Consider the following 17,334-nt stretch of genomic DNA (forward strand, 5'->3'; position numbering starts at 1 on the left):
GCCGATCTTCAGCGTGGCCGACTATGGGCTGGAGGCGGACCTGTTTGCGGCCGTGCCGGAACTGGTCAAGGCGCTTTGATGGGTATTTGAAGGCTATCCATGGGATGGCCGAAGTGCTTATTAAATAAGCGGCATCGCCATATTCCATGCAAAAGGAGACAACATCCATGGGCATCGACCTTTCCCGCCGCGCCCTCGTGCAGGCCGCCTCCGCCGCTTTGGCCAGCGCGGCTTTGCCATCGCTGGCGCAGTCGGCCTGGCCGAGCAAGCCGATCAGGATCATCGTGCCTTACACGGCCGGGGGCTTTACCGACCAGATGGCGCGCCTGCTGCAGGTGGGCCTGCAAAAGCAGCTGGGCCAGCCCGTGGTGATCGACAACAAGCCCGGTGCCAACAGCATCATCGGCGTCGACGCGGTGGCCAAATCGGCGCCCGACGGGCACACCTTCGGCGTGGTGATTCCGGCCTTTACGGCCAACACCACGCTTTACCCCAAGCTGCCCTACAACGCACGCAAGGATCTGGTGGGCGTATCGTTGATGGGCATTTCACCGCTGGTGGCGGCCGTGTCCCTCAATGCACCGTTCAAGAACACCAGGGAACTCATTGCCTATGCCAAGGCCAACCTCGGCAAGGTGAGCTTTGCCTCGTCGGGCAGCGGCTCGGCGGCGCACCTGACCAGCGAGCTGTTCAAGACGCTGACCAAGACCTTCATGGTGCATATCCCTTACCGTGGGGCCACGCCCGCGCTCACCGATCTGCTGGGCGGCCAGGTGCCGCTGTTCCTCGATCCCCCGCCCAACCTGATTCAGCCCGCCAAGGCCGGTCGCATCCGTCTCATTGGCGTAGCCAGTGAAAAACGCCTGCCCATCCTGCCCGATGTGCCCACCTTTGTGGAGCAGGGCATTCCAGGCATGCTGGGCAGTACCTGGGCCAGCATGATTGCACCCGCCGGCACGCCGCGCGACATCGTCAAGCGCATGTCGGAGGCGGTCAACCAGATCATCCACAGCGAAGAAACCCGCGCCAAGCTCGAAACCATGGGCACCTTTGCCGAAGGCACAACGCCCGAGGCTTGCGACGCTTTTCTGGCGTCCGAGACCACCAAATGGGGCAAGGTGATCCGCGACGCCGGCGTGACGCTGGATTAAGGGCCTGCATCAACAGCCGCCCTTGAACCCAGCGCGCCCCATACCAGTGCCACCGTGGAACCGGCTTTGCCGGGCCACGGGTGGCGTCCCCCTTTGGGGGATGACGCGAAGCGGCTCAGGGGGTTTCACGTATAGCGTTTGGCCCGCAGGTTCTCTTTCATCTGCTGCAGCACCGGTTGCAGCGAGGGGCCGATGCGCAGTGCCACGCAGGTGGCCAGCACGTCAATCACCAGCAGGTGCAGCAGCCGCGACACCATGGGGCTGTAGCGGTCATAGCCCTCGGGGTGGTCGGCGGCCAGGTGGATATTGCAGGCACTGGCCAGCGGCGAGCCGCTGGCGGTGATAGCGATGGTGGTGGCGCCGTTCTTGCGCGCAATGTCGGCGGCGTCCATCAGGTCGCGCGTGCGGCCCGAGTTGGAGATGATCACCGCGCAATCGCCCGGGCCGAGCAGGGTGGCGCTCATCACCTGGATATGGCCGTCGCTGGTGGCGATCGAGGTCACGCCCAGGCGAAAGAACTTGTGCTGCGCGTCCTGCGCCACAAAGCCGGAATTGCCCGCACCATAAAACTCGATGCGCTTGCCGGCCTTCCAGGTGCTGGTGATGGCCTCTGCGGCGCGCTCGATGGCCCCGGTGCTGGCGGCGTTGCGGTATTGCAAAAAGGCCGCCACCGCGTTGTCCACCACCTTCACCAGCACATCGCCGGTCTTGTCATCGGCGTCCACGCTGCGGTGGATGAAGGGTACGCCCTCGCTCACGCTGCCGGCGAGCTTGAGCTTGAAATCGGCCAGCCCGTCATAGCCCATGCTGCGGCAAAAGCGCACCACGGTGGGCTTGCTGACGTTGGCGCGCTCCGCCAGCTCGCGCACGGGCAGGCGGGCAAACGCGCGGGCATCGGCCAGCACCAGCCGGCCCACGCGTTGCTCGGCGGGGGCCAGGGAGGGCAGGGAGGCGGTGATGCGGTCCAGCATGTCAATTCCACGGAAAAACAGAAACGATGTCACGCCAATGTAACTTGGTTTCATGGCGACGGTGGTCTCGGAAACGGGCCGTCTACACTTGCGGATTGCCGTCGCCCTGGCAAAACATGCGTGGGCGCCGGCTTGTCCACTGCCCACTCCATGAGACTTTCGCCATGAATCAGCTTGACGCCCTCAAACAGTTCACCACCGTGGTTGCCGACACCGGCGACTTCAAGCAGCTGGCGCAGTTCCAGCCCCAGGATGCCACCACCAACCCCTCGCTGATCCTCAAGGCGGTGCAAAAGCCCGAATACGCGCCGTTGCTGCAGTCCACGGTGGCCCAGTGGAAAGATCGCCCCATGGACGAGGTGATCGACCGCTTGCTGGTGCGCTTTGGCTGCGAGATTCTGGCCACCATTCCGGGGCGCGTATCCACCGAGGTCGATGCACGCCTGAGCTTTGACACCAGCGCCACCGTGACGCGGGCCGAACGCATCATCGAGCTGTACCAGGCGCAGGGCATCCATATCGACCGGGTGCTCATCAAGGTGGCTGCCACCTGGGAGGGCATCAAGGCCGCGGAAAAGCTGGAGCAGCGCGGCATCCACACCAATCTCACGCTGCTGTTCTCGTTCTGCCAGGCCGTGGCCTGCGGGCAGGCCAAGGTGCAGCTGATCTCGCCGTTCGTGGGCCGCATCTACGACTGGTACAAGAAGCAGGCCGGCGCCAGCTGGGACGAGGCCGCGCGCAGCGGCGCCAACGACCCCGGCGTGCAGTCGGTCGCGCAGATCTACCACCATTACAAGCATTTCGGCATTGCCACCGAGGTGATGGGCGCGAGCTTTCGCAATGTCGGCCAGATCACCGCGCTGGCGGGTTGCGATCTGCTCACCATTGCCCCCGAGCTGCTGGCGCAGCTGGCGGCCTCCGATGCCCCCTTGCAACCGGCGCTCAATGCCGAAGCCGCACGCGCCATGCCGCTGCCCGCGGTCCAGTACGACGAGGCGGGTTTCCGCTTCGCGCTGAATGAAGACGCCATGGCCACTGAAAAGCTGGCCGAGGGCATCCGCAGCTTTGCGGCCGATGCCGTGAAGCTGGAGAAACTCATCCAGGCGGCCTGATCGCATGCGTTGGCTCCGGCCTCTGGCGCTCGCGCCGGCCTTGCCGGGGCTCGCACACTTGCGCACCCTGCCTGGAGTTCGGGCAACAGGAATGGATCCATGCACGCAGTTGTCATCAGCGGAACCGGCATTTACCAGCCCCCGCACACCATCACCAATGCCGAGCTGGTTGAGTCCTTCAACCGCCATGTGGACCAGAAAAACGCGCGCTTTGCCCACGATATTGCGGCCGGCGTGCGTGAGCCCTTGACCTATTCCAGCGTGGAGTTCATCGAAAAGGCCTCGGGTATCCAGCAGCGCTATGTTCTGGAAAAAACCGGCGTGCTGGACCCCGCGCGCATGTACCCGCGCTTTACCGAGCGGCCCGACGATCAGCTGTCATTGATGGCCGAGATTGCCGTGGAGGCCGCGCGCCAGGCGCTGAACGCGGCAGGAAAGACCGGCGACCAGATCGATGCCGTGCTGTGCTCGGCGGCCAACATGCAGCGCGCCTACCCCGCCATGGCCATCGAGATCCAACAGGCGCTGGGGGCTATGGTTTCGACATGAACGTGGCCTGCTCGTCGGCCACCTTTGCGATCGAGCGGGCCGACTGCGCCACCTCGGCCGACCAGTGGGAGGTGGTGGGCACCCGGCTGGCCACCCAGTTTTCCAACGCCATCCGCAACAACTTCGGTGTTCTCAACCGCAGCGAGGACAGCGATCCGAATGCGCGCGACAAGACCTTCCGCCAGGAAGGCCGCAAGGTGTTCAAGGAAGTGGTGCCGCTGGCCGCCGCCCACATCGAGGCCCATCTGGCGGCGCTGGACCAGGCGCCCACGGCGGTGCGCCGCTACTGGCTGCACCAGGCCAACCAGGGCATGAACCAGATGGTCATCAAGAAGCTGGTGGGTGCGGACGCGGGTGCCGATGTGGCGCCCCTGATCCTGGACGAGTTCGCCAACACCGCATCGGCCGGTTCCATCATCGCCTTCCACAAGCACCGGGCCGATCTGGTGGCCGGCGACCTGGGCGTGATCTGCTCCTTTGGCGCGGGCTACTCCATCGGCAGCGTGGTGGTGCGCAAGCGCTGAGCCTTTCCCTTTGCCTCCATTCCGCCGTGGCTGCGTGGGCCACCAGCGATGGGTATTTCAGACCTCCTCGCTCCAGCAAAAGCCATCGCGTGCAATCATGGCGCTGGCGGCGCTGGGTCCCCAGCTTCCTGCCGCGTAGAGGCGCGGGCCGTGCGGGTCGGTGCGCCAGTGCTCCAGAATGGGCTCGACCCAGCGCCAGGCTTCCTCTTGCTCGTCACTGCGCACAAACAGGTTCAGCCGGCCGGCGATCACGTCGAGCAGCAGGCGCTCGTAAGCGCCTACGCGTTCGGTGCCAAAGCGCTGGTCGAAGTCCAGGTTCAGGTGCACCGGCGCCAGGGCGGGTGCGTTCTGGTGCTGCGCGGCGCCCTGGGCCAGCAGGTGCAGCTCCAGGCCATCGCGGGGCTGCAGGTTGATCACCAGGCGGTTGGCTGCGCCCGCCGGCGTCTGGAAGATCGGGTGCGGCACGGGGCGGAAGTTGACCACGATGTGGGCGTTGCGGCCCGCCAGCCGTTTGCCGGTGCGGATATAAAACGGCACGCCCGCCCAGCGCCAGTTGGAGATCTCGGTGCGCAGGGCGACAAAGGTTTCTGTGGTGCTGTCCGGGGCGACGCCGTTTTCCTGCAAATACCCCGCAACCGCCTGGCCCTGGCTGGTGCCCGCCGCATATTGCCCGCGGATCACCTGCTGGCCCACGGTGTCGGGGCTCCAGGGCTTGAGCGATTGCAGCACCTTGAGTTTTTCGTCGCGGATGGCGTTGGCGCTGGCGTTGATGGGTGGCTCCATGCCAATGGCGCACAGCAGCTGCAGGGCGTGGTTTTGCACCATGTCGCGCAGGGCGCCCGTCTGGTCGTAGAAGGCGCCCCGGGTTTCCACGCCCAGTTCTTCGGCGATGGTGATCTGGATGTTGGCAATGGTTTCGCGCCGCCACAGGGGCTCGAACAGCGCATTGCCAAAGCGCATGGCAAAAAGGTTCTGTACCGACGGCTTGCCCAGGTAATGGTCGATGCGAAACACCTGGTCTTCCCGCAGCACGCGCCGCAGGGTGGCATTGATGGCGCGGTTCGATGGCAGGTCATGGCCCAGGGGTTTTTCCAGCACCACGCGGGTGGCCGGGCCGTTCAGGCCCACGGCGGCGAACTGTTCGCAGACGGTGGTGAAAAGGCTGGGCGCCGTGGCGATGTACATCACCAGCGAGTCCGCGTTGCGTGCCTGGAGCATGGCGGCCAGCCGCGCATAATCCTGCGGCTGCGACAGGTCCATGCGCAGGTGGTGCAGCAGCGCCGCGAAGCGCGCAAACTCGTCCGCCGTGGGGCGCTTGGCCAGTTCCACGCCGTCAAAGCGCGATCGGATGCGGCTGCGGTATTGTTCATCGGTCAGATCGTCACGCGCCACGCTGATAATGCGGCCACCCGCGGGCAGCGTGCCATGGCGAAAGGCCTGGAACAGCGCGGGCAGAAGCTTGCGCCAGGCGAGGTCACCCGTGCCGCCGAACAGGACGAGGTCAAAACTCATGGGATCTCCATGGATGGGGCGATGCTTGTCAGGGTTTGAATTGTAATCTGGTTACATTCATGCATGGTTTATGCTGTAACGCAGGCCTTATTTCAGTATTTCATTGCTGAATTTTCCAAAAAATTTGTAATCTAGTTACTTTTTATTCGCGCACCATCGACATGCCCATGTATCTTCGTTGCGATCAGACGCCCCAGTGGCCTGCCCTGAAGGCCCATTTTTCTGTGGAAGGTGAACGTTTGGATCTGCGGCAGGCTTTTGCCGGGGATGCGCAGCGGTTTGCATATTTCAGCCAGATGGCGCCGCACCTGTTCGCCGATCTTTCCAAAAACCGGTGGGACCCTGCCACCGAAGCGCTGCTGCTGGAGATGGCGCGCTCCTGCGGTCTGGAGCAGCACCGCGACGCCATGCTGCACGGCGAACCCATCAACACCACCGAAGGCCGCGCGGTGTTGCACACCTTGCTGCGCCGCCCCGCCGGGCAGGCATTGCCGGGGGACCTGCCTGGCGTGGCGCCTGCGCTGGCCGAGGTGCATTCCACGCTGGAGGCGATGCTGGCCTACGCCGACCGCATGCGCGCGGACGATGGCATCACCGATGTGGTGAACATCGGCATTGGCGGCTCCGACCTGGGACCGCACATGGCCGTGCTGGCGCTGGATGCCTTGCGCGCGCCGGGCAAGCGTTTTCACTTTGTGTCGAACGCCGACGGCCATGAGCTGGCGGGCGTGCTGCGGCAGCTGCGGCCGCAAAGCACCTTGTTCCTGGTGGCGTCCAAGACGTTCACCACGGCAGAGACGATGACCAATGCGCGCTCCTGCCTGGCCTGGTTTGCGCAGCAGGGCGGCACGGAGGTGGCGCGCCATTTCGTGGCGCTCACGGCCCAACCCGATGCCGCCAGGGCCCTGGGCATCACCACCACGTTCGGTTTCTGGGACTGGGTGGGCGGGCGCTATTCGCTGTGGTCTTCCATTGGCCTGCCGCTGGCCATCTCGATCGGTTCCACCGGTTTTCGGGGGCTGCTGGCGGGTGGCCATGCGATGGACGAGCACTTTCGCACGGCGCCGCTGGAGGCCAACCTGCCCGTGCGTCTGGGCATTCTGGATGTCTGGTACCGCAATTTCCATGGTTTCACCAGCCGCTGCGTCGCGCCCTACCACGCCGGGCTGCGGCGCTGGTCGGCCTATCTGCAGCAGCTGGAAATGGAAAGCAATGGCAAGCGCGTGGGCGCCAGCGGCGATACGCTCGCCTATGCCACGTCGCCCGTGCTGTGGGGCGAGCCGGGAACCAATGGGCAGCATGCGTTCTTTCAGATGCTGCACCAGGGTTCCGATGTGCTGCCGCTGGAAATCGTGGCCGTGCGCCAGCCCGCGCACCAGCTTGACGGCCACCATGGGCAGGTGCTGGCCAATGCCCTGGCGCAGGCGCAGGCGCTGATGGTGGGCAAGGCCGGCGATGATGGACACCGGCATTTCCCGGGCAACCGGCCCAGCACTTTTTTGCTGCTGGAATCGCTCACGCCCGAGTCGCTGGGGGCGCTGATTGCGTTGCAGGAGCACCGGGTGTTTGTGAGCGGAGCCCTGTGGGGCATCAACAGTTTCGACCAGTGGGGCGTGGAGCTGGGCAAGGTGCTGGCGCGCGACCTGCAGCAGCGTCTTGCCGATGGGGAGGTTGCCGGGCTGGATGCGTCCACCGCCGGCCTGCTGCAGCGCATGCGCGGCTGAGGTCGCGGGGTCTCAACCGGGGCGGAAAAAGTTGACCGGCAGGCCCGGAACGTCCACCCGCAGGCGCAGCAGGCTGCCGGCAGGAATGGCGGCTTCGCATTCGCTGGCCGGCCGGCCGGCCCGCGCCGAGGTGATGTAGAGCGTGCGCAGGTCGTCGTCGCCAAAGCACACCATGGTGGGGCATTGCACCGGCGTGGCGATGCGTTGCAGCACCTCGCCCGAAGGCGCCAGCTGCAAAATGCCGGCCCCCTCGTACATGGCCACCCAGTAGTTGCCATGCACGTCCACGCTGGCGCCGTCGGGGCGGCCGCCGTAGGGCTCGCCGGGAATCTTGCGGGGGAAGTGGACCCACGGTTGCCGATCGCCGATGCGGCCCGAGGCGGCGTCGAACGCAAAGCGGTCGATGCGGTGTTCGGGGGTGTTGCTCCAGTACATCCAGCGGTTGTCGGGGCTGAAGGCCAGGCCGTTGGCCGTGAAGTTGTCGCCGGCCATGCGATCGAGCACGCAGCGGCCCGAGGTACAGTCCAGGCGCCACAGCGCCGCACCTGCATGCGTGCGCGGGGTGATCATCGAGCCGGCCCAGAATCGCCCGGCGGTGTCGCATTGGCCATCGTTCAGGCGCAGCAGGCGGGGGTCGTGCGCGTCGGCCGGCAGGGATGCCAGACAGGCCAGCGCGCCGGTAGCGCAATCCAGATGGTAGAACCCGGTGCGTAACCCGATTACTATTTTTCCGTGCACCGACGGTGCGCAGCATCCCGGCTCGGACGGCATCTTCCATTGCCAGGTGTGGCCGCTACCGGGTTCCCAGGCATTCACTGCAAAGCCCGCGATATCGCACCAGTAAAGGCGCTTTTCCAGTGGGTGCCAGAAGGGTGATTCGCCCAGTTCCGAGGGCGGCAGCGGGAGTGCTTGCAGGGGCATTGCTTGATCTGAATTGGTTATCGAATTACATTCTAGATCGATCTTCTGAGGGAGCACCCCATGCATTCAGTGGTAGCGCGCGTGACGGACCGCATCATTCAGCGCAGCGCAGGCAGCCGCGCCGCCTACCTGGCCGTGGTGGACGCCATGATCCACCGCCAGCCCGCGCAAGACCGCATGGGCTGTGCCAACCTGGCCCATGCCTACGCGGCGCTGCCCGGTGCCGACAAGTTCCGGGTGACGGTCGAGAAGGCACCCCACATCGGCATTGTGACGGCCTACAACGACATGCTGTCGGCCCACCAGCCCTACCAGGCTTACCCCGCCATCGTGCGCGATGAAGCGGCACGCCACCAGGCCACGGTGCAGGTCGCGGGCGGCGTTCCGGCCATGTGCGACGGCATCACGCAGGGCACGCCCGGCATGGAGCTGTCGCTGTTCTCGCGCGATGCCATTGCCATGGCCACGGCGGTCGCGCTGTCCCACGATGTGTTCGACGGCGTGTTGCTGCTCGGTGTCTGCGACAAGATCGTGCCCGGCCTGCTGATCGGTGCGCTGCACTACGGCCATCTGCCCTGCGTGTTCGTGCCCGCCGGGCCCATGGGGTCGGGGCTGCCCAACAAGGACAAGGCCAAGGTGCGTGAGCAGTACGCACAGGGCCTGGTGGGGCGGGGCGAACTGCTCCAGGCCGAGTCGGCCGCCTACCACAGCCCCGGCACTTGCACCTTCTACGGCACGGCCAACAGCAACCAGATGCTGCTCGAAGCCATGGGCCTGCATGTGCCCGGCGCGGCGTTCGAGTCGCCCGGCACCGAGGTGCGCGAAGCCTTCACGCGCCAGGCCGTGCGCACCGTGCTCGACATCGGCCAGCGCGGCACGCGCTTCACGCCCATTGGCCAGCTGGTGGACGAACGCTGCATCGTCAATGCCATGGTGGCGCTGCTGGCCACGGGCGGCTCCACCAACCACCTGATCCACTGGGTGGCCATTGCGCGCAGCGCGGGCATCCTGATCGACTGGACCGATTTTGACGAGCTCTCGTCCGCCGTGCCGCTGCTGGCCCGCGTGTACCCCAACGGCGATGCCGATGTGAACCAGTTCCAGGCGGCCGGCGGCCCCCCGTGGATCCTGCGCGAGCTGCTGAGCGGCGGCTTCATGCACCCCGATGTGCTCAGCGTGAACGCCGGTGGCATTGCAGCAGGCGGCAAGAGCGCGCCCGCGGTGTCGGGCGATACGTCGGTGCTGCGGCCCGTGAGCGCGCCGTTTTCTGCGACCGGTGGCCTGCGCCTGCTGCAGGGGCGGCTGGGCCGCGCGGTGATCAAGGTCTCGGCCGTGCCTGAAGACCGCCACATCGTCGAAGCCCCGGCGCGCGTGTTCGATTCGCAAGAGGCTTTGCTGGCTGCCTTCAGCGCGGGCGCGTTGCAGCAGGACATGGTGGCCGTGGTGCGCTTCCAGGGCCCGCAGGCCAACGGCATGCCCGAGTTGCACAAGCTCACGCCGCCACTGGCCGTGCTGCAGAACCAGGGCTTCCAGGTGGCGCTGGTGACCGACGGGCGCATGAGCGGCGCCTCGGGCAAGGTGCCCGCCGCCATCCACGTCACGCCCGAAGCGCTGGCCGGCGGCCCGCTGGCCAAGGTGCATGACGGCGACATCGTGCGGGTGGATGCCGTGGCGGGCACGCTCGATGTGCGGGTGGATGAAGCCGAATGGGCCGCCCGCACGCCCGCGCCCTGCACCGCGCCTGCCGCCACGGGCTTCGGGCGCGAGCTTTTCGCCAACTTTCGCCGCCATGCGGGCGGCGCCGAACAAGGAGCCTGCACATGGTTGTAAAGGCTGTCCCCCTGAGCCGCTTCGCGTCATCCCCCCAGGGGGACGCCACCCGTGGCCTGGCAAAGCCAGTTCCACGGTGGCCCTGGCTTTGCGTCGTGACAGTTTCACCCGTCGCGCGCGGCACCCAATACCCAGGATCCCCACATTGATGAACCCGCTTGATATTGCCAGCCACGGCCCGGTCATTCCCGTCATCGTGATCGAGCGCGTGCAAGACGCGCTGCCCCTGGCCGAGGCCCTGCTGGCCGGTGGTGTGAAGGTGCTGGAGGTGACGCTGCGCACCGCAGCCGGCCTGCCGGCCATCGAAGCCATTGCCCGCCATCTGCCCGAGGCCGTGGTGGGCGTGGGCACGGTGCTCAATGCCCACGACGCCCGCCGCGCCAGCGAAGCGGGGGCCCGCTTTGCCGTGAGCCCCGGCTACACGTTGGAGGTGGGCAATACCTGCAAGGCCCTGCGCCTGCCCCTGCTGCCCGGCGTGGCCACGGCCAGCGAAGTCATGGCCGCACTGGCCGACGGGTTCTCGTTCCTCAAGCTGTTTCCGGCCGAAGCCGTGGGCGGCATCCCGCTGCTCAAGGCCTGGGCCAGCCCGTTTGGCCCGGTGGGCTTTTGCCCCACGGGCGGCATCACCTCCATCACCGCCCCCCATTACCTGGCGCTGCCCAATGTGCGCTGCGTGGGCGGCTCGTGGCTCACGCCCTTGGACGCGGTGCGCGCGGGCGACTGGGCGCGCATCACCCAGCTGGCGCGTTCCGCGCAGGGCCTGCGCGCTGCCTCCTGAGTTGCGGCGCGGTGCAGACCTGCCCGTCCGGTGCGACGGCGGTTTTACCAGTGCACCGTGACGCGCAAGCCGCCCAGCGCCGGGCTGCGGTCGGTGCTCACCTGCAAATGGTGCAGGCGCGCGATGCGCCGGACGATGGACCAGCCCAGGCCGCTGCCGCTCTGGCCGGTGCCCAGCACCCGGAAAAACCGTTCGCCCAGGCGCGCCTGTTCTTCGGGTGTGAGGCCCGGGCCGCTGTCTTCCACGCTCAGTTGCGCCTGGCCATCGGCCTGGGTGGACACCTGCAATCGCACTTCGGCGCCCTGCGGGCTGTAGCGCAAGGCGTTGTCCAGCAGGTTGCGCAGCAGCACGCGGGCCAAGGGCTCCGGCAGCGGGATGCGCACGGTGGGCACCAGGGGTTCGGGCAGCACGATGCGCTGCTGCCGGCGCTCTGCCGTGGCCTGCAGGTCGGCAGCCACTTGGCGCGCCACATCGGCCAACGGTGTGCTGCTGCCGCTGTCGGGGGCGGGCTCCGCATCGAGCCGGGCCAGCTGCAGCAGTTGCTCCACCAGCCTTGTGGCCCGGTCGCAGCCCTGCACCGTGGCCTCCAGCGCCATGGCGCGCTCCTGGGTGTCGGTGGCGCCTTGCGCCACCTGGGCCTGCATGCGGATGCCCGCAATGGGCGTGCGCAGTTCGTGCGCCGCATCGGCGGTGAATTGCTGCTCGGTGGCCAGCAGCCGGGCCATGCGCTCGAACAGGTCGTTGAGCGCCGTGACCAGGGGTAGCACCTCGGGCGGCACGCCTTCGGTGGACAGGGGGGCCAGTGACTGCGGCTGGCGCGCGGCCACGGCCTGCCCGAGCCGGCCCAGCGGCCGCACCGAGCCGCGCACCGCCCACCAGATGCCCAGCGCCAGCAGCGGCAGGGCCCAGGCCAGGGGCTTGAGGATGCTGGTCAGGCTGGCCAGCACGATCTCGCGGCGCACCGACTGCAGCTCGCCCACCAGAATGCGCACATCGCGCTCGCGCCCCTGCGTGACGAACACGCGCCAGGCCTTGCCGTCCACCTGGCTGTCGGCAAAGCCACGCTTGCGCCGCTGCGTCAGGGGTTGCTGCGGCGCACTGGCCGAGCGGGCCAGCAACTGGTCTTCGTGCCAGAGCTGGAACACCACGCGCGGCTGGTGCTTGTCGAGCTCGGGCGCTTCGTTCAGGCGGTCTTCGTCGAGTTCATCCAGGGGCTGCAGGCGCAGCAGGGCGGCGGTTTGCGCCAGATGGGCATCGAGCAGGTCGCTGACTTCCTCGTCGGTCTCGTGCCAGGCCAGCGCGGCGGCCACGCTCCAGGCCAGCAGCACCAAGGCCAGCACCGTGGTCAGCAGCCGGGTCTGCAGCGAGCGGGGTGTGCGCGGGGCGGCGGCGCTCATGCGGTTTCGCGTGCAATGCGGTAGCCCACGCCGCGCACGGTCTCGATCAGGGCCGCGCCCAGCTTGCGTCGCAGGTGGTAGATGTGCACTTCCACCGCGTTGCTGTTGATCTCGCTGCCCCACTGGTACAGGCGCTGCTCCAGCTGCTCGCGACTGAGCACGCGCCCTGCGTTCAGCAGCAGCGCGTGCAGCAGGTCGTATTCGCGGTTCGACAGCTCCACGGCTTGGCCATCCGCCATCACCTGGTGGGCGGCCGGGTCCAGCACCACGTTGCCAGCGGCCAGCCGGGTTTCGCTCTGGCCATGGGCGCGTCGCACCAGGGCGCGCAGGCGGGCGGCCAGCTCGTGCAGGTCGATGGGCTTGATGAGGTAGTCGTCAGCGCCCGCGTCCAGCCCGGCAATGCGGGCGGGCACGGCGTCGCGGGCGGTGAGCACCAGCACGGGCGTGGTGTTGCGGCGCGCGCGCACCTGGCGCAGCACGTCCATGCCGTCCTGGCGTGGCAGGCCCAGGTCGAGCACGGCCGCCTGGTAGGCGCCGGTGGCCAGCTCGCGCTCGGCCGCCACGCCATCGCGCACCCAGTCCACCTGGAAGCCGTTTTGCGCCAGGCCGGCGCGGATGCCCGAGCCCAGCAGTTCGTCGTCTTCGGCCAGCAGGATGCGCATGGAAGAGGCTTTCAGTCAGTCGTCGCCATGGTGGTGATTCTCGCTCCAGCGCGTGGCATCGGTGGCGGGCTGCTGGGGCGCCTGGTTCCACTGCCACGCCCAGAAGGTCAGCACGCAGGCCAGGACGAGCGCGGCGATTCCGCCGTGGTTGCTTTTCGCCAGATCGGGCCCGGAGCCTGGCACACGGCCCGTCAGCATGGGCAGCGCCTGGTTCTTGCGGCGCAGCACGCTCAGGAGCGCGATCAGGCCGATATGGGCCAGCACCACGAACAGCAGGGTGTTGCCGAAGAACTCGTGCACTTCCTCCAGCCATTCGCCGCCCCATTCGTCCCACACGGCATAGCCGCTGAGGGTGAGCGGTACCACCAGCGCCAGGATCAGCGCCACGGCCAGCGCCATCAGCAGGTTCTGCCCCGGGCGCCAGGTGGCCTGCAGCGCACCGGGCGAGCGCACGGCCACCAGGGACTTCAGCCACGTCGGCACGCCCTGCAGCTTGCGCCACAGCACCGACAGCTGGGCCTGGCGCGGCCCGAACAAGCCCCACAGCAGGCGTGCCACGACCAGCCCCGCCAGCGTGTAGCCCAGCGTGACGTGTACCAGGCGCCAGCGTTCGCCGTCGGCGGTGATATAGGCCGCCGTGAAGCTCAGCGCCATCAGCCAGTGCAGCATGCGCGTGGTGGCATCGACCACGCGGCGGGTGGCGGGCCGGGGCGTCTGCGTTGGGGCCGTGGAGGGCGCTGAAGCAGTGGAGGGCGATGGGGTGGAAAGGGTGTCGGATGTCATGGCAGTTCTCTCTTCGGAATGCGGACGCGGTCGTCGTCAAAGTCGCCCTGGTCGGCGCGGGTGTGGCAGGCCATGCAGTGGGCGCGACTGCCCACGGCGGTGCGCTTCCAGACGGCGGGTTTCACCTCGCGGTGCTTGCGCTCGAACCAGGCGGATTGGGTGATGCGGTCTTGCGGCGGGGCCTCGCGCGCGCGCTTGGTGGTGCCGGCATGGGCCTGCAGCCAGGTACTGATCTGGCCCACCATGGCAGGGTCGAGCGAGGCGTTGGTGCCGTAGTGCTGGTCCAGCCCCTTCATCATGCGGATCCACGCGCTGGCCGGCAGCATGCCGGGCGGGTAGGCCATGTGGCAGGCGGCGCACTCCTGCCGGTAGGCCGGCAGCATGGCGCTGGCGGGCATCTCGCGGCTGTCGGCCCAGGCAGCGGGCAGGGCGCAAGCGAGGGCCAGCAGGGTGGCTGACCGGCGAGCGGTGCGCACGAGCGGGGTGGTGCGCGCCATGGTGAAGGCGGTGCGGTTCATGGTTTGTCCTTGGCGGCCTGGGGCGGGTTGTGGGCATCGAGCTGCAGCAACCAGGCCAGCACATCGGCCTTTTCGACGGCGGTGCATTCGCGGCTCAGCACGTCCTTGCAATTGCGGCGAAACCATTTGTCCACCTTGGCGGTGTCGGTGAAGCGTTCGGGGTTGAACGCGGGCGCCAGCGGGGCGATGGTCTTGCCCGTGCTGGCGTGGCGGGTGGACGTGGTGGGCGGATTGCCGTGGCACGAGGCGCACGACCACTCGCCGCCATGGCGGCTGTTGAAGAACACGCGGCCGCGCTCGGCGCTGACGGGTTTGCCGGAGACATCGCTCCAGCGCTGCATCTGCGAGGCAGCGGTGGTGTCGGCGGCGCGGGCCGGCGCCAGGGCGAAGGCCAGCGCCAGCAGCGCGGCCATGCGCACGAGAGAGGGGGTGTGTGGGGTGTTCATGCCGCCATGGTGCAAGGCGGGCATGAAGAATGGCTTAAGGTGCCAGGGCAGGACGCACGCCAGTCCTTTTGATTTTTATTTTGATAAAAACAACCCATGGCGCTTGTTGGTCAAGCGCTGGCAGCTGTTCAATAAGTAGCGTCCTTGGGCTGAGCGATAGATGCTGTCGCAGTGCCCCGGCCGCGGAGCCTTCTGCATATCTGCTTGTCGCACGGTCCTCCTATCATGTCCTGGGGCATTCGCCAGCCGTCCGTCAACATTCCACCAAGAGAGGGGTTTCACCATGGATTTTGTTCAGGCAATCCAGTCGTGCCTGGGACAGTACGCTACTTTTTCGGGTCGTGCTTCACGGTCCGAATACTGGTGGTTTTTTCTGTTCCAGGTGATCGTGATGATCGTCGCCAGCCTGCTGGGCGACATGGTCTACGCGCTGGCCTCGCTGGCGCTGCTGTTGCCGGCATTGGCCGTGGGCACGCGCCGCCTGCACGACATTGGTCGCACCGGCTGGTGGCAGCTGCTGTTGCTGAGCGGCATCGGCTTTCTGGTGCTGCTGTACTGGTGGGTGCAGCCCGGCGAAGCATCGTCCAACACCTACGGCGAGCCCTTCGCCGCATGACATGAAAAAAGCCCGCAGACCGTAAGACCTGCGGGCTTTTTGTGGGGCTGCGCAGCCAGGGCGGCTGCGCAGGGGCCAGGTAATTACATGCCCATGCCGCCCATGCCACCCATACCGCCCATGTCGGGCATGCCGCCGCCGGCAGCGGCTTCTTCCTTCGGAGCCTCGGCCACCATGGCTTCGGTCGTCAGCAGCAGCGATGCCACGGAAGCGGCGTTCTGCAGGGCCGTGCGGGTGACCTTCGTGGGGTCCAGGATGCCCAGTTCGAGCATGTCGCCGTACGTGTCGTTCGAGGCGTTGAAACCGTAGTTGCCCTTGCCGGCCAACACAGCGTTCACCACCACCGAGGCTTCACCACCGGCGTTGTTCACGATTTCACGCAGGGGGGCTTCGATGGCCTTGAGCACCAGCTTGATACCGGCTTCCTGGTCGGCGTTGTCGCCCTTGACCGTGTCGCCCACGGCTTGCTTGGCACGCAGCAGGGCCACGCCACCACCAGCCACAACGCCTTCTTCCACCGCTGCGCGCGTTGCGTGCAGTGCGTCTTCCACGCGGGCCTTCTTTTCCTTCATTTCGACTTCGGTGGCAGCGCCCACCTTGATCACGGCCACACCGCCGGCCAGCTTGGCCACGCGTTCCTGCAGCTTTTCGCGGTCGTAGTCGGACGTGGCTTCTTCGATCTGCACGCGCACTTGCTTGACGCGGGCTTCGATGTCAGCGGCAGCACCGGCGCCGTCGATGATGATGGTGTTTTCCTTGCCCACTTCGATGCGCTTGGCCTGGCCCAGGTCGGCCAGGGTCACCTTCTCGAGGGTCAGGCCCACTTCTTCGGCGATGACCTTGCCGCCCGTCAGGATGGCGATGTCTTCCAGCATGGCCTTGCGGCGGTCGCCGAAGCCAGGAGCCTTCACAGCCACGACCTTCAGGATGCCGCGGATGGTGTTCACGACCAAGGTAGCCAGGGCTTCACCTTCGACTTCTTCGGCAATGATCAGCAGCGGACGGCCGGCCTTGGCCACTTGCTCCAGCGTGGGCAGCAGGTCGCGGATGTTGCTGATTTTCTTGTCGAACAGCAGCACGAAGGGGTTGTCCAGAATCGCGGATTGCTTTTCGGGGTTGTTGATGAAGTAGGGCGACAGGTAGCCACGGTCGAACTGCATGCCTTCCACGACGTCCAGTTCGGAGTCGAGCGACTTGCCGTCTTCCACGGTGATCACGCCTTCCTTGCCGACCTTGTCCATGGCGTCAGCGATCAGCTTGCCGATGGTTTCGTCGGAGTTGGCGGAGATCGAACCGACCTGGGCGATTTCCTTGGAGGTGGTGGTGGGCTTGGAAGCCTTCTTCAGCTCGATCACCAGGGCTGCAACAGCCTTGTCGATACCGCGCTTGAGGTCCATGGGGTTGATGCCGGCGGCCACGTACTTGAAGCCTTCGCGCACGATGGCTTGTGCCAACACGGTGGCGGTGGTGGTGCCGTCACCCGCGTTGTCGCTGGTCTTGGAGGCCACTTCCTTCACGAGCTGGGCGCCCATGTTCTGCAGCTTGTCCTTGAGTTCGATTTCCTTGGCCACGGACACACCGTCCTTGGTCACGGTGGGGGCGCCGAACGAGCGCTCCAGCACCACGTTGCGGCCCTTGGGGCCCAGGGTGACCTTGACCGCGTTGGCCAGGATGTTCACGCCTTCAACCATGCGTGCGCGGGCTTCGCCGCCGAAAACTACGTCTTTTGCTGCCATGTTTGGCTCCTAGAGAAATCTAAAAATTCGTGAAACAGATGACTGAGTCGAGAAAAGAATTGCGTAGCGAGCGGCTCACAGGCTAGGCGGACGGAGCGCAGGAA

15 protein-coding genes and 1 pseudogene are annotated in these 17,334 nt (G+C 66.6%); 7 read left to right on the forward strand and 9 right to left on the reverse strand.

Going from position 1 to position 17,334, the window contains the following annotated elements:
* Nucleotides 1-167 precede the first annotated feature (167 nt).
* Nucleotides 168-1,151, forward strand: coding sequence for a tripartite tricarboxylate transporter substrate binding protein (locus tag AC1Q5S_RS18825; protein ID WP_303838299.1), 984 nt, complete (start codon nucleotides 168-170; stop codon nucleotides 1,149-1,151).
* A 125-nt stretch (nucleotides 1,152-1,276) separates the two neighbouring features.
* Here AC1Q5S_RS18825 and AC1Q5S_RS18830 read toward each other — a convergent pair whose 3' ends face one another.
* A complete protein-coding gene (locus AC1Q5S_RS18830; protein ID WP_303838303.1) occupies nucleotides 1,277-2,122 on the reverse strand; it encodes a MurR/RpiR family transcriptional regulator in 846 nt (281 codons plus the stop codon).
* Nucleotides 2,123-2,286: 164 nt separating this feature from the next.
* Between AC1Q5S_RS18830 and tal the strand changes: the two genes are divergently transcribed.
* Together tal and AC1Q5S_RS18840 are read left to right on the forward strand one after the other, a co-directional pair.
* Entirely contained in the window at nucleotides 2,287-3,234 is a 948-nt protein-coding gene (gene tal / locus AC1Q5S_RS18835; RefSeq protein WP_303838301.1) for a transaldolase, read from the forward strand.
* 99 nt (nucleotides 3,235-3,333) lie between these two features.
* Nucleotides 3,334-4,307: pseudogene (locus AC1Q5S_RS18840) on the forward strand (ketoacyl-ACP synthase III).
* 57 nt (nucleotides 4,308-4,364) lie between these two features.
* Here AC1Q5S_RS18840 and zwf read toward each other — a convergent pair.
* Nucleotides 4,365-5,819 carry a glucose-6-phosphate dehydrogenase gene (gene zwf, locus AC1Q5S_RS18845; protein WP_422203256.1) on the reverse strand — a complete coding sequence of 485 codons (1,455 nt, stop codon included), beginning with the start codon at nucleotides 5,817-5,819 and terminating at the stop codon, nucleotides 4,365-4,367.
* A 161-nt stretch (nucleotides 5,820-5,980) separates the two neighbouring features.
* Between zwf and pgi the strand changes: the two genes are divergently transcribed.
* Nucleotides 5,981-7,543: a glucose-6-phosphate isomerase gene (gene pgi, locus AC1Q5S_RS18850; RefSeq protein WP_422203254.1), complete on the forward strand. Its 1,563-nt coding sequence runs from the start codon at nucleotides 5,981-5,983 to the stop codon at nucleotides 7,541-7,543.
* A gap of 12 nt (nucleotides 7,544-7,555) precedes the next feature.
* Here pgi and AC1Q5S_RS18855 read toward each other — a convergent pair whose 3' ends face one another.
* Nucleotides 7,556-8,464 (reverse strand): SMP-30/gluconolactonase/LRE family protein, encoded by a 909-nt coding sequence (locus AC1Q5S_RS18855; RefSeq protein ID WP_422203252.1) that lies wholly within the window; start codon nucleotides 8,462-8,464, stop codon nucleotides 7,556-7,558.
* A 60-nt stretch (nucleotides 8,465-8,524) separates the two neighbouring features.
* Between AC1Q5S_RS18855 and edd the strand changes: the two genes are divergently transcribed.
* Both edd and eda read left to right on the forward strand, forming a co-directional pair.
* Entirely contained in the window at nucleotides 8,525-10,294 is a 1,770-nt protein-coding gene (gene edd, locus AC1Q5S_RS18860) for a phosphogluconate dehydratase (protein WP_422203250.1), read from the forward strand.
* 148 nt (nucleotides 10,295-10,442) lie between these two features.
* Nucleotides 10,443-11,072: a bifunctional 4-hydroxy-2-oxoglutarate aldolase/2-dehydro-3-deoxy-phosphogluconate aldolase gene (gene eda / locus AC1Q5S_RS18865; RefSeq protein WP_303836894.1), complete on the forward strand. Its 630-nt coding sequence runs from the start codon at nucleotides 10,443-10,445 to the stop codon at nucleotides 11,070-11,072.
* Nucleotides 11,073-11,116: 44 nt separating this feature from the next.
* On the opposite strand, the gene AC1Q5S_RS18870 is transcribed toward eda, so the two are convergent.
* Genes AC1Q5S_RS18870 through AC1Q5S_RS18890 form a run of 5 tightly spaced genes read right to left on the reverse strand, consistent with a single transcriptional unit; the run spans nucleotide 11,117 to nucleotide 14,902 of the window.
* Complete coding sequence (locus tag AC1Q5S_RS18870; RefSeq protein WP_422203248.1) at nucleotides 11,117-12,469, reverse strand: ATP-binding protein; 1,353 nt, start codon at nucleotides 12,467-12,469, stop codon at nucleotides 11,117-11,119.
* Nucleotides 12,466-13,131: a response regulator gene (locus tag AC1Q5S_RS18875; RefSeq protein WP_092700262.1), complete on the reverse strand. Its 666-nt coding sequence runs from the start codon at nucleotides 13,129-13,131 to the stop codon at nucleotides 12,466-12,468. The genes AC1Q5S_RS18870 and AC1Q5S_RS18875 overlap by 4 nt, the downstream gene beginning before the upstream one ends.
* A 15-nt stretch (nucleotides 13,132-13,146) precedes the next feature.
* Entirely contained in the window at nucleotides 13,147-13,914 is a 768-nt protein-coding gene (locus AC1Q5S_RS18880) for a cytochrome b/b6 domain-containing protein (RefSeq protein WP_303836890.1), read from the reverse strand.
* Nucleotides 13,911-14,432, reverse strand: coding sequence for a diheme cytochrome c (locus AC1Q5S_RS18885; protein WP_303836889.1), 522 nt, complete (start codon nucleotides 14,430-14,432; stop codon nucleotides 13,911-13,913). The genes AC1Q5S_RS18880 and AC1Q5S_RS18885 overlap by 4 nt, the downstream gene beginning before the upstream one ends.
* Entirely contained in the window at nucleotides 14,429-14,902 is a 474-nt protein-coding gene (locus tag AC1Q5S_RS18890) for a DUF1924 domain-containing protein (protein ID WP_303836887.1), read from the reverse strand. Before AC1Q5S_RS18890 ends, AC1Q5S_RS18885 begins: the two co-directional genes overlap by 4 nt.
* Before the next feature lie 259 nt (nucleotides 14,903-15,161).
* Between AC1Q5S_RS18890 and AC1Q5S_RS18895 the strand changes: the two genes are divergently transcribed.
* Nucleotides 15,162-15,494 carry a DUF805 domain-containing protein gene (locus AC1Q5S_RS18895; protein WP_303836885.1) on the forward strand — a complete coding sequence of 111 codons (333 nt, stop codon included), beginning with the start codon at nucleotides 15,162-15,164 and terminating at the stop codon, nucleotides 15,492-15,494.
* A gap of 83 nt (nucleotides 15,495-15,577) precedes the next feature.
* Here the strand turns inward: AC1Q5S_RS18895 and groL are convergent, their stop codons facing one another.
* Nucleotides 15,578-17,230 carry a chaperonin GroEL gene (gene groL, locus AC1Q5S_RS18900; protein ID WP_303836883.1) on the reverse strand — a complete coding sequence of 551 codons (1,653 nt, stop codon included), beginning with the start codon at nucleotides 17,228-17,230 and terminating at the stop codon, nucleotides 15,578-15,580.
* Between the last annotated feature and the right edge of the window lie 104 nt (nucleotides 17,231-17,334).

It is taken from the genome of Acidovorax sp. GW835-FHT14B10 (genome assembly GCF_058793725.1).

What these genes read in the sequence shown, in the direction of transcription:
- groL (WP_303836883.1), bottom strand. Translation starts at nt 17,230, where the DNA reads ATGGCAGCAAAAGACGTAGTTTTCGGCGGCGAAGCCCGCGCACGCATG.
- AC1Q5S_RS18855 (WP_422203252.1), bottom strand. Translation starts at nt 8,464, where the DNA reads ATGCCCCTGCAAGCACTCCCGCTGCCGCCCTCGGAACTGGGCGAATCA.
- AC1Q5S_RS18875 (WP_092700262.1), bottom strand. Translation starts at nt 13,131, where the DNA reads ATGCGCATCCTGCTGGCCGAAGACGACGAACTGCTGGGCTCGGGCATC.
- zwf (WP_422203256.1), bottom strand. Translation starts at nt 5,819, where the DNA reads ATGAGTTTTGACCTCGTCCTGTTCGGCGGCACGGGTGACCTCGCCTGG.
- AC1Q5S_RS18830 (WP_303838303.1), bottom strand. Translation starts at nt 2,122, where the DNA reads ATGCTGGACCGCATCACCGCCTCCCTGCCCTCCCTGGCCCCCGCCGAG.
- pgi (WP_422203254.1), top strand. Translation starts at nt 5,981, where the DNA reads ATGCCCATGTATCTTCGTTGCGATCAGACGCCCCAGTGGCCTGCCCTG.
- eda (WP_303836894.1), top strand. Translation starts at nt 10,443, where the DNA reads ATGAACCCGCTTGATATTGCCAGCCACGGCCCGGTCATTCCCGTCATC.
- tal (WP_303838301.1), top strand. Translation starts at nt 2,287, where the DNA reads ATGAATCAGCTTGACGCCCTCAAACAGTTCACCACCGTGGTTGCCGAC.
- AC1Q5S_RS18895 (WP_303836885.1), top strand. Translation starts at nt 15,162, where the DNA reads ATGGATTTTGTTCAGGCAATCCAGTCGTGCCTGGGACAGTACGCTACT.
- edd (WP_422203250.1), top strand. Translation starts at nt 8,525, where the DNA reads ATGCATTCAGTGGTAGCGCGCGTGACGGACCGCATCATTCAGCGCAGC.
- AC1Q5S_RS18825 (WP_303838299.1), top strand. Translation starts at nt 168, where the DNA reads ATGGGCATCGACCTTTCCCGCCGCGCCCTCGTGCAGGCCGCCTCCGCC.
- AC1Q5S_RS18885 (WP_303836889.1), bottom strand. Translation starts at nt 14,432, where the DNA reads ATGAACCGCACCGCCTTCACCATGGCGCGCACCACCCCGCTCGTGCGC.
- AC1Q5S_RS18880 (WP_303836890.1), bottom strand. Translation starts at nt 13,914, where the DNA reads ATGACATCCGACACCCTTTCCACCCCATCGCCCTCCACTGCTTCAGCG.
- AC1Q5S_RS18870 (WP_422203248.1), bottom strand. Translation starts at nt 12,469, where the DNA reads ATGAGCGCCGCCGCCCCGCGCACACCCCGCTCGCTGCAGACCCGGCTG.
- AC1Q5S_RS18890 (WP_303836887.1), bottom strand. Translation starts at nt 14,902, where the DNA reads ATGCCCGCCTTGCACCATGGCGGCATGAACACCCCACACACCCCCTCT.